A 10392-nucleotide genomic window follows, 5' to 3' on the forward strand; every position below is an offset into this window, starting at 1 on the left:
CCGGTCGTGGATCCATTCGCACGGGTGCCGCTGGGCGGCACCGATGTCACCGTGACCCGGCTCGGCATGGGGCTGGCGCCGATCGGGGGACTCTATTCGGCGGTCGGCGACCGCACCGCGGCGGCCGCCGTCGACGAGGCGTGGCGCCGCGGGGTGCGGTTCTTCGACACCGCCCCGCTGTACGGCTCGGGCCTGTCCGAGCGGCGCGCCGGGGAGACCCTGCGCGGGCGGTCCGGGTTCACGCTCGCCACCAAGGTCGGCCGCCGCCTGGCTTCCGGCGGCCACCCGGTCCCCGGGGAGGGCATCTGGGCGGAGAGCGCGCCGGCCACCCCGATCTGGGACTTCTCCGCCGAGGGTGTCTTCGCCTCGCACCGCGAGAGTCTCGAACGGCTCGGTCTGGACCGGGTCGACATCCTGCATCTCCACGACCCCGACGACCATTTCCGCCAGGCCCTCGACGAGGCGCTCCCGGCCCTGGTCACCTTGCGGAGACAGGGCGCCGTCAAGGCCGTCTCCGCCGGCATGAACCAGTCCGCGATGCTCGCCGAGTTCGCCCGGACCGGACAGTTCGACTGCTTCCTGCTGGCCGGCCGGTATTCGCTGCTGGATCAGTCCGGGCTCGCCGACCTGCTGCCCGAGTGCGAGCGACGGGGGATCTCCGTCATCGTCGGCGGGGTCTACAACTCCGGCGTCCTGGCCGCCCCGGTCGCCGGCGCCACCTACGACTACCATGCCGCCCCGCCGAACATCCTGGCCCGCGCCCAGGCCATGGAACGGATCTGCGACCGCTACGACGTACCGCTGCGGGCCGCCGCCCTCCAGTTCCCCCTCGGCCATCCCGCCGTCGCCTCGGTCCTGGTCGGCATGCGGTCGGCGGAGGAGGCCGCGGACGCCGTCGCGATGGCCTCGGTGAAGATCCCCGGCAGCCTGTGGCGGGACCTGACGGCCGCCTGGCTGCTCGACCCCGGGGTGCCCGTCCCGTGATCGTCGACGCCCACCAGCATTTCTGGACCGCCGACTGTCCGTGGCTCGCCGAACCCGGCCTGGAGCCGCTGCGCCGCGATTTCACCGTCGAGGATCTGCGCCCGCACCTGGCCGCGGCCGGTGTGCACCGGACGGTCCTGGTCGAGGCGGGCCGCTGCGATCTCGCCGAGACCATCGCGTTCCTGGCGCTGGCCGCCGCCACACCGGAGATCGCGGCGGTCGTCGGCTGGGCGTCACTGTCCGACCCGGATCTGGCGACCACCCTGGCCGGGCTCCGCCGGCAGCCCGGCGGAACGCTGCTGGCCGGGATCCGCGATCAGGTGCAGGCCGGTCCGGACGACCTGTTGGACCAGCCGGGGGTACGGTCCGGGCTGTCCACCGTCGCCGCCGCCGGCCTGGTCAACGAGCTGGTGGTACGCGCCGCCCAGCTGCCCTCGGCCGCCCGCGCGGCGGCCGCGCTGCCCGAGGCCACGTTCGTGCTCGACCATCTCGGCAAGCCGCCGATCGCCTCCGGCGACACGAAGCGCTGGCGGGATCTGATCGCCCCGGTCGCCGAGCTGCCGAACGTCACCGCGAAGCTCTCCGGGCTGGTCACCGAGGCCGGGCCGGGCTGGTCCGCCGCCGATCTGCGGCCCTATGTCGAGACCGCTCTGGAGCTGTTCGGCCCGGACCGCCTGATCTTCGGGTCGGACTGGCCGGTGTGCACCGCGGTCGCCACCTATCAGCAGGTGGTCGACGTGCTGACAAGCGTCCTGGGCGGCCGTCCCGCCGGGATCTTCGGGCGCAACGCCGCCCGTGTCTATCGATGGGAGCTTTAGTTGAGATACCTGCGGGTGGGTGCGCCCGGCGCCGAACGTCCGGTCCTGTACGCCGAGGGCGCCCTCTACGACCTGTCCCCGGTGACCGCCGACATCGACGGGGCGTTCCTGGCGGCGGGCGGATACCAGGGTGATCCGGCCGCACTGCCGCCCGCGGACGTGGACGGCGGGCGGGTGGGGCCGCCGATCACCCGGCCCGGCGTGATCCTCTGCGTGGGGCAGAACTACGCGGCGCACGCGGCCGAGTCGGGCGCCGCTCCCCCGGCCGAGCCGATCGTCTTCTACAAGGCCCCGAACACGATCGTGGGCCCGGAGGACGACATCCTGCTGCCGCGCGGGTCCGGGCGGACCGACTGGGAGGTGGAGCTGGGCGTGGTGATCGGCCGGACCGCCCGCTATCTGTCGTCGCCGGCCGAGGCGCTCGACCACGTGGCCGGGTACGTGCTGGTGAACGACGTGTCGGAGCGGGAGTTCCAGCTGGACCGGTCGGGCGGGCAGTGGTCCAAGGGCAAGTCGTGCGAGACGTTCAATCCGCTGGGGCCGTGGCTGGTCACCCCGGACGAGCTGACCTTCCCGCTGCGGCTGCGCTCGTGGGTGAACGGCGAGCCGCGGCAGGACTCCAGCACGGCCGACATGATCTTCGACGTGGGGTTCCTGATCTGGCATCTCTCCCAGTTCACCGTTCTGGAGCCGGGCGATCTGATCAACACCGGGACGCCGGAGGGGGTGGCGCTGTCCGGGCGGTTCCCCTATCTCAAGCCGGGTGACGTGGTGGAGATGGAGATCGACGGGCTGGGACGGCAGCGCAGCGGCGTGGTCAAGGGATGAGGGTCGCCTCCCTGTCGTCGTACGACATCAGGTTTCCGACCTCCCGGGAACTGGACGGCTCCGATGCGATGAACCCCGATCCGGACTATTCCGCGGCCTATGTGGTCCTGCGGGCCGACGACGGCTCCGAGGGGCACGGTTTCACCTTCACCATCGGCCGGGGCAACGAGGTGTGCCGCGCCGCCGTCGACGCCCTCGCGCCCCTGATCATCGGCGGTGACCTGTCGGACCTGGGCGGGCTCTCCCGGCGCCTGACGCATGACTCGCAGCTGCGGTGGCTCGGCCCGGAGAAGGGCGTCATGCATCTCGCCACCGCCGCCGTGATCAACGCGGCGTGGGATCTGGTGGCGACGGCGGCCCGGAAACCGCTGTGGGCTTTCCTGTCCGACATGCCCCCCGACGAGCTCGTGGATCTCGTCGACTGGCGCTATCTCACCGACGCCCTCACCCCGGGCGCCGCCCGTGACCTCCTCGTCGACGCGGCGCCGGGCCGGGCGTCCCGGGCCGAGCACATCCGGGAGGTCGGATATCCCGCTTACACGACGTCGGCCGGCTGGCTGGGATACCCCGACGAGAAGATCAGACACCTGGCCCATCAGGCGGTCGCCGACGGCTTCCGGCAGATCAAACTCAAGGTCGGCGCGGATCAGGCCGATGACGTACGCCGATTCGCGCTGGCCCGCGCCGCAGTGGGACCCGGCATCCGGATCGCGGTCGACGCCAACCAGCGCTGGGACGTCCCCGCCGCGATCGGCTGGATGACCGCCCTCGCCCCCTACGACCCGTGGTGGATCGAGGAGCCGACCAGCCCGGACGACATCCTCGGCCACGCCGCGATCCGGCGCGCCCTGGCCAAGTCGGGCCCGGACGGCGGCCCGATCCGGGTCGCGACCGGCGAGCACGTCGCCAACCGGGTCGTCTTCAAGCAGTTGCTGCAGGCCGACGCGATCGACTTCGTGCAGCTGGACGCCTGCCGGGTCGCCGGGGTCAACGAGAACATCGCGATCCTGCTGCTGGCCGCCGCGTACGGCAAACCGGTCTGCCCGCACGCCGGCGGGGTGGGCCTGTGCGAGGCGGTGCAGCACCTGTCGTTCTTCGACTACGTCGCGGTGTCCGGCCGTCTCGACGACCGGGTCATCGAGTACGTGGACCACCTGCACGAGCATTTCATCGACCCGGTCGTGATCGAACGCGGCGCCTACCGGGCTCCGTCGGCGCCCGGTTTCTCCACCCGGATGCGGCCCGAGTCGCTGGTCCGGTACGCATACCCGGAGGGGGCGGCATGGAGCTGAACAATTTCGTCGCGGCGATCACCGGCGGCGGCTCGGGCATCGGGGCGGCCTGCGCGCGACGGCTGTCACAGGCCGGCGCGAAGGTCGGCGTCCTCGACCTGCAGCCGGGGGCCGGTCATGCCATCAAGTGCGACGTGTCCGACTCCGCATCGCTCGACGCGGCGATGGCGGAGCTGGCGGAGGCGTACGGCGGCATCGATTTTCTGATCAACAGCGCCGGGGTCAGCTCGGTCGGCACCGTCGAGGACAACGACGACGCCGAGTGGGCGCGGGTCCTGGACGTGAACGTCACCGGGATCGCGCGGGCCAGCCGGGCCGCCCTGCCCTATCTGCGGCGCAGCCGGAGCCCGGTGATCGTGAACCTGTCGTCGATCGCGGCCACGGCCGGGCTGGTGCAGCGGGCGCTGTACTCGGCGTCGAAGGGCGCGGTGCACGCGCTGACCCTGGCGATGGCGGCGGACCTGGTCGCTGACGGGATCCGGGTGTGCTGCGTGGCGCCGGGCACGGTGGACACCCCGTGGGTGGGGCGGCTGCTGGCCCGTACCGATGATCCGGCGGGTGAGAAGGCGCGGCTCGCCGCGCGGCAGCCGACCGGGCGGCTGGTCAGCGCCGACGAGGTGGCCGCGGCCATCCAGTACCTGGTGAGCCCGGCGGCCGGCGCGACCACCGGGATGTCCCTGGCGGTGGACGGCGGCATGTCCGGGCTACGGCTGCCGCGCTGAGCCGGCGTGGGCCACCATCCGTCCGGCGCCGGGTTCCCGGGCCGTCCAGAGATCAGTCGTGCATCGACGTTGATCGTCGCGTCCGGCCGTGCCCTCGGCCCCCCACCGGAATGCCGGGTGAACCTCTGCGGTAGACGATGTCCTCCCGCAGCCTGACGAACTCCGCCGATCAGCGCGTTATCGTGCGTCGATGCAGGTATTGTGGCGAGCCCTGGCGGGCCGCTACCAGATCGCCGCCGACGCCGCGGCCGCCGCCGCGCTGATCTTCATCAGCCTGTTGCTGGGGCGGGAGACGCCGACCGCCCAGTGGAAGTCGTTCGACGTGTGGGCGGTCCTGCTGATCGCCGGGATCTGCCTGCCGCTCGCGTTCCGCCGCCGGGCCCCGGCCACGACGATGCTCATCGGCTGCCTGATCTGGGTCCTCTACATCTCCCTCGGATACTGGCCGGTCGTGGGGGCCTACCCGATGCTGCTCGCGTTCTACACCGCCGCCGCGATCGGCCCGCTGTGGTCCGCCCCGGCCGGGGTGGCGGTCGGCGCCCTCGTCTGGATCTACGCCGGGCTGGTCAGCCCTGGATCGTCGATGGCGAGCGTGCTGGCCCAGGCCGTCGCGATCCCCCTGGTGGTCTGGCGGGTCGGGCACGGCGCCCGGCAGTTGGCGGAGAGCAACGCCCGCCTCGCCCGGACCGCCGAGGAGCTGCGCCGCGGCCGCGCCGAACTGGCCCGCCGGGTCCTGGTCGACGAGCGGGTCCGGATCGCGCGGGAGCTGCACGACGTGGTCGCCCATCACATGTCGGTGATCTCGGTGCAGGCCGGCCTGGCACGGTACGTGCTGCGGTCCGACCCGCGGACCGCCGGCGACGCCCTCGACGCCGTCCTGGACACCAGCACCGAGGCGCTCGACGAGATGCGCCGCATGCTGGGGCTGCTGCGGCTCGGCCGGGAACCGGACGACGCCGACGAGTCGGACACCCGGCGCCCACTGCCCGGCCTGGAGGGCCTGCCGGACCTGATCAGCCGGGTGGAGAGCGCGGGACTGCCGGTCACCCTCACCGTCGAGGGCCGGCGGGGAGGGCTGCCGCACGGGGTCGCGCTCACCGCCTACCGGATCGTCCAGGAGTCGCTGACCAACGTGCTCAAGCACGCCGGCCCGGCGCGGGCCGCGGTGACCGTCCGGGTGGCTCCGGAGGCGGTGCACCTGACCGTCACCGACGACGGGACCGGCAGCCCGGGGCCCGGTACCGGGCACGGTCTGGTCGGGCTGCGGGAACGCGCCGCCCTCTACGGCGGGACCCTCACCGCCGGTCCGCGTGTCCCCCACGGTTTCGAGGTCTCGGCTACGCTTCCGTACCCGAGCTCCACGGCGGGCCACCCGGCGGCGGAGGATGATCCGGAAAGGCCGTAATGACGCGCGTGCTCGTCGTCGACGACCAGGACCTGATCCGCGCCGGACTGGTCGCCCTGATCCGGGCGGCGCCCGGCCTGGAGGTCGCCGGCGAGGCCACCGACGGCGTCTCGGCCGTCACGCTCGCCGCCGAGTTGCGGCCCGACGTGGTGCTGATGGACATCCGGATGCCCGGCCTGGACGGTGTCGCCGCCACCGGGCGGATCCTGTCCGCCGCGCCGAAGGAACCGCCCGGCATCCTCATCCTGACCACTTTCGACCTCGACGAGTACGTGTACGCCGCGCTCCGCAACGGCGCCAGCGGCTTCCTGCTCAAGGACATCAAACCGGAGCGGCTGCTCGCGGCCATCCACACCACCGCCGCCGGCGACCGGATCTTCGCGCCGAGCGTGACCCGGCGACTGATCGAGGCGTACACCCGCGCCGGCACGCAGGGCTGCACGCCGCAGAGGCTGTCCGCGCTCACCGGCCGGGAGCTGGAGGTGCTGCGCCTGGTCGCCACCGGCCGGTCGAACGCGGAGATCGCCACCGATCTCACCCTCGGCGAGGCGACCGTGAAGACCCACCTGAACCGGGTGATGACCAAGCTGGGGCTGTCCAGCCGGGCCCAGGCGGTGGTGATCGCGTACGAGTCCGGGCTGGTCGTCCCGGGCTCACCGCCCGAGATCTGACCAGCCCGGATCCACTGTCAGGCGAGGATCGCCTCGACCCGCACGACGCTGCCGGGCGCGGCCGGCGGGATCAGGTCGCCGTCGACGCGTGTGCCGTCGACGAGCAGGTGGTCGATCCGGCCGCTGCCCCGCACGCTGATCTCGTACGTGGCGCCACGGAACCGCCGGACCGCCTCGAACCCTTCCCACCCGGACGGCAGGACCGGGTCGATCCGCAGGCCCGCGAAGTCCGGCCGGATGCCCAGGATCCACTGGGTGATCGCGACGTAGTTCCAGGCGGCGGTGCCGGACAGCCACGAGTTCTTCGCCTCGCCGTGGGTCGGCGCGTCCCGGCCGGCGATCATCTGGGCGTAGACGTACGGCTCACAGCGGTGCGTCTCGCTGATCTCCTCCCGCGCCGACGGGTTGAGCCGCTTGTAGTAGTCGAACGCCCGGTCCCCGTTGCCGACCATGGTCTCGGCGATCATGATCCACGGGTTGGTGTGGCAGAAGATGCCGGCGTTCTCCTTGTAACCGGGCGGGTACGACGAGATCTCGCCCAACTCGATCCGGTAGCTGGAGTACGCCGGCTGCTGCAGCACGATCCCGTGCGGGGTGGCCAGCCGTTCCGCCACGCTGTCCAGCGCCCGCGCGGCCAAGCCGTCGTCCAGGCCGACCCCGCCGAGCACGCACATGCCCTGCGGCTCGATGAAGATCTGGCCCTCGTCGTTCTCGCCCGAGCCGATCACGTTGCCGTGGAAGTCGTACGCCCGCCGGAACCAGGCGCCGTCCCACCCGTGCTCGCTGATCGTCCCGGACATCTTCTCCGCCGCCGCCCGGTAGACGGCCTCCTCGCCGTCCTGCCCGCGCAGCCCGGCGATCACCGCCAGCTCCTTGGCGGCGAGCACGAACAGACCGGCGATGAACACCGACTCGGCGACCCCGCCGCTGGCGTTCTCGGTGGTCTGGAACGGCTCGCCCGGAGTGTCGGAGAAGCAGTTCAGGTTCAGGCAGTCGTTCCAGTCGGCCCGGCCGATCAGCGGCAGCCCGTGCGGGCCGAGCCGGTCCAGGGTGTACTTCAGCGACCGCCGCAGGTGCTCGTAGAGCGGGACCTCGCTGCCGGGCACGTTGTCGAACGGGACCTGCTCGTCGAGGAACGTGTGGTCGCCGGTCTCCTTCAGATAGGCCGCGACGCCGAGGATCAGCCACAGCGGATCGTCGTTGAAACCGTCGCCGATGTCGTTGTTGCCGCGCTTGGTGAGCGGCTGGTACTGGTGGTACGCCCCGCCGTCGGCCTTCTGGGTGGCGGCGATGTCCAGGATCCGCTCGCGGGCCCGCTCCGGCACCATGTGCACGAAACCGAGCAGGTCCTGGTTGGAGTCGCGGAAACCCATGCCGCGGCCGATGCCGGACTCGTAGAACGAGGTGGACCGGCTCATGTTGAAGGTGACCAGGTTCTGGTACGCGTTCCAGACGTTAACCATCCGGTCGGTGTCGCCGTCCGGAGTCCGCACGTTCAACCCGCCGAGCAGGTCGTCCCAGTAGGCGCGCAGGTCCTCGTACCCCATCTGCACCTGCTCCGACCGCAACCACCGCTCGATCAGAGGCCGGACGCGGGTCTTGTTGAGGGTCTGCGAACCCGGCGGGTCGAACTTGTCGTCCTTGGGGTTCTCCGCGTAGCCGAGCACGAAGATGACCTCGCGGGTGGCGCCCGGCGCGAGCGACAGTCGCACGTGGTGGCTGCCGATCGGCTGCCAGCCGTGCGCGATCGAGTTCGTCGCGGCGCCGTTCTCCACGGCGGCCGGGCGGTCCCATCCGCGGTACGGCCCGAGGAACGCCTCGCGCTGCGTGTCGAACCCGCTGAGCGGTTCCGAGCAGGCGAAATAGGCGAAGTGGTCGCGGCGCTCGCGGTACTCGGTCTTGTGGTAGATCACGCCGTCGGCCACCTCCACCTGGCCGGTCGAGAAGTTGCGCTGATAGTTGGTGGCGTCGTCCTGCGCGTCCCACAGGCAGAACTCGATCGACGAGAACAGGGACAGCTCCGCGCTCGTCTCCCGCTCGTTCGTCACCCGCACCCGCCAGACCTCGAGAGTCTCGCCGAGCGGCGCGTAGTAGAGGGTCTCCGCGCGGATGCCGCCGCGCGCCGAACCGATCCTGGTGTACGACAGGCCGTGCCGGCACTCGTAGTCGTCGAGTTCCCGCTCGGGTGTCGGCTGCCAGGACGGCGACCAGTAGTCGCCGGTGGCGTCGTCCCGCACATAGACGTAACGGCCGCCCAGATCGAGCGGCGCGTTGTTGTAGCGGTAACGGGTCAGCCGCCGCAGCCGGGCGTCACGGTAGAACGAATAGCCACCCGCCGTGTTGGACACGATCCCGTAATAGGCGTCCGTGCCGAGGTAATTGATCCACGGCAATGGTGTGTCCGGCCGATCGATGACGTACTCGCGCTGCTCATCGTCGAAATGCCCGTAGCGCAACAGGTCCTCCCCCGTCGCCGTCGGTCCCGGCCGGTGGGGCGCCGGCCGGCGTGGGAGCCGTTGTGGGAGCGCTCCCATAGCCGCACATTTTACCGCTTCGACACGCTCTTGGGACCAGTCCGAAAAGGTGTGGTCGCCGGTGATTCGCCCCGCCGCCGGCGGACTGCGCCATCCAGTCGCCTCGATGCCTGAACCGGTGGACGTTTCACGCCGGAGCCACGCCACCCGGGCCGCCACCCGGGGCACTGCTCGGCGGCGCTCGACCCGGGCCGCCACCCGGGGCACTGCTCGGCGGCGCTCGACCCGGGCCGCCGCACCGGCCCGGCCGTCTCGTCCGGTATCTCGGCGCCGGTCGCCGCCGTCGTCGTGACCTTCTCCCCGGTTGCGGAGCAGGCCGCCAGTCCCAGGCCCGCCACGCCGACGCCGAGAGCCCGCAGGATCTGCCGCCGGCCCGTCAGAGTGCCCAGATCGAACCCCAGCCCCTAACCTCGCCGGGATGAGGCAGCGGACGCCCCCGATAGTGCTTCACTGTTCCTCCGACATGCCGCTCGGTGGTGGTCACGGGGCCATGCAAACACCGAAGGCCATGGATGCCCCGTGATGAGCTACCGGCCAGGCACGACGCCGCTCACCCAGGCGATCACGTAGGCGTGCCCGTTCGCCGCCTGCGTAAGAAGCGACCTCCCGGAATCGGATCGCTTCGATGGCATGAAGCAACTTCAGGGGTACGTGTAACAGCGGCGCAACACGATCTTCGTGGCGGATCTGCGGTAGGGTCGGGATCGCCTTGCATCGATTCAGATCGGGAGGGGTGAGCATGGCGGCGCAGACAGCCCCGGAGAGCCGGTCGTTCCTCCAGCGTGCCGTCCGCTTCCTGGCCGAGGAGGCGCGTGTCGACCAGTTCCTCGACATCGGCGCCGGCCTACCCACCGCCGGCAGCACCCACGAGATCGCCCAGCGGCGCGTCCCGCACGCCCGGGTCCTCTACGTCGACAACGATCCGGCGCTCGGGCGGCGCGCGCGGGCCCTGCTCGCCGGGCCGCCACCCCGCCGCCCACGCCACGGCGACATCCCCTTCAGCCGCCCTCGCCCCGGCGACCCCCCACCCAGCAGCATCCACCTCGGCGACACCCCGCCCGGCAGCGCCCCGACCGGCGACACCCTGCCCGGCAGCGCCCCGACCGGCGACACCCTGCCCGGCAGCGCCCCGACCGGC

Annotated in this window: 9 protein-coding genes; 8 read left to right on the forward strand and 1 reads right to left on the reverse strand. The window is 71.8% G+C overall.

Features of this window, described 5'->3' with window-relative positions; genetic code table 11:
- The first annotated feature begins 6 nt into the window (after positions 1–6).
- The 7 genes from Aut01nite_RS16210 (at position 7) to Aut01nite_RS16240 (ending at position 6720) form a co-directional block, all read left to right on the forward strand.
- Positions 7–984 (forward strand): aldo/keto reductase, encoded by a 978-nt coding sequence (locus Aut01nite_RS16210; protein ID WP_043532111.1) that lies wholly within the window; start codon positions 7–9, stop codon positions 982–984.
- A complete protein-coding gene (locus Aut01nite_RS16215; protein WP_043532113.1) occupies positions 981–1802 on the forward strand; it encodes an amidohydrolase family protein in 822 nt (273 codons plus the stop codon). The genes Aut01nite_RS16210 and Aut01nite_RS16215 overlap by 4 nt, the downstream gene beginning before the upstream one ends.
- Positions 1803–2630 (forward strand): fumarylacetoacetate hydrolase family protein, encoded by an 828-nt coding sequence (locus Aut01nite_RS16220; RefSeq protein ID WP_043532115.1) that lies wholly within the window; start codon positions 1803–1805, stop codon positions 2628–2630.
- Positions 2627–3922, forward strand: coding sequence for an enolase C-terminal domain-like protein (locus Aut01nite_RS16225; protein ID WP_204037551.1), 1296 nt, complete (start codon positions 2627–2629; stop codon positions 3920–3922). The genes Aut01nite_RS16220 and Aut01nite_RS16225 overlap by 4 nt, the downstream gene beginning before the upstream one ends.
- Positions 3913–4644 carry an SDR family NAD(P)-dependent oxidoreductase gene (locus Aut01nite_RS16230; protein WP_043521764.1) on the forward strand — a complete coding sequence of 244 codons (732 nt, stop codon included), beginning with the start codon at positions 3913–3915 and terminating at the stop codon, positions 4642–4644. The genes Aut01nite_RS16225 and Aut01nite_RS16230 overlap by 10 nt, the downstream gene beginning before the upstream one ends.
- A gap of 190 nt (positions 4645–4834) precedes the next feature.
- Positions 4835–6049 (forward strand): sensor histidine kinase, encoded by a 1215-nt coding sequence (locus tag Aut01nite_RS16235; protein ID WP_052163107.1) that lies wholly within the window; start codon positions 4835–4837, stop codon positions 6047–6049.
- A complete protein-coding gene (locus Aut01nite_RS16240) occupies positions 6049–6720 on the forward strand; it encodes a response regulator (RefSeq protein WP_043521763.1) in 672 nt (223 codons plus the stop codon). Before Aut01nite_RS16235 ends, Aut01nite_RS16240 begins: the two co-directional genes overlap by 1 nt.
- A gap of 17 nt (positions 6721–6737) precedes the next feature.
- On the opposite strand, the gene Aut01nite_RS16245 is transcribed toward Aut01nite_RS16240, so the two are convergent.
- The gene (locus Aut01nite_RS16245) at positions 6738–9176 is read right to left on the reverse strand and encodes a glycoside hydrolase family 94 protein (protein ID WP_043521762.1); all 2439 of its coding nucleotides are present in this window, start codon (positions 9174–9176) and stop codon (positions 6738–6740) included.
- 817 nt (positions 9177–9993) lie between these two features.
- Between Aut01nite_RS16245 and Aut01nite_RS16250 the strand changes: the two genes are divergently transcribed.
- Positions 9994–10392, forward strand: a 399-nt coding sequence (locus Aut01nite_RS16250) for an SAM-dependent methyltransferase (RefSeq protein WP_204037554.1), incomplete at its 3' end; no start/stop codon positions are given.

The sequence above is a fragment of the Actinoplanes utahensis genome (assembly GCF_016862455.1).
GTDB lineage: Bacteria > Actinomycetota > Actinomycetes > Mycobacteriales > Micromonosporaceae > Actinoplanes > Actinoplanes utahensis.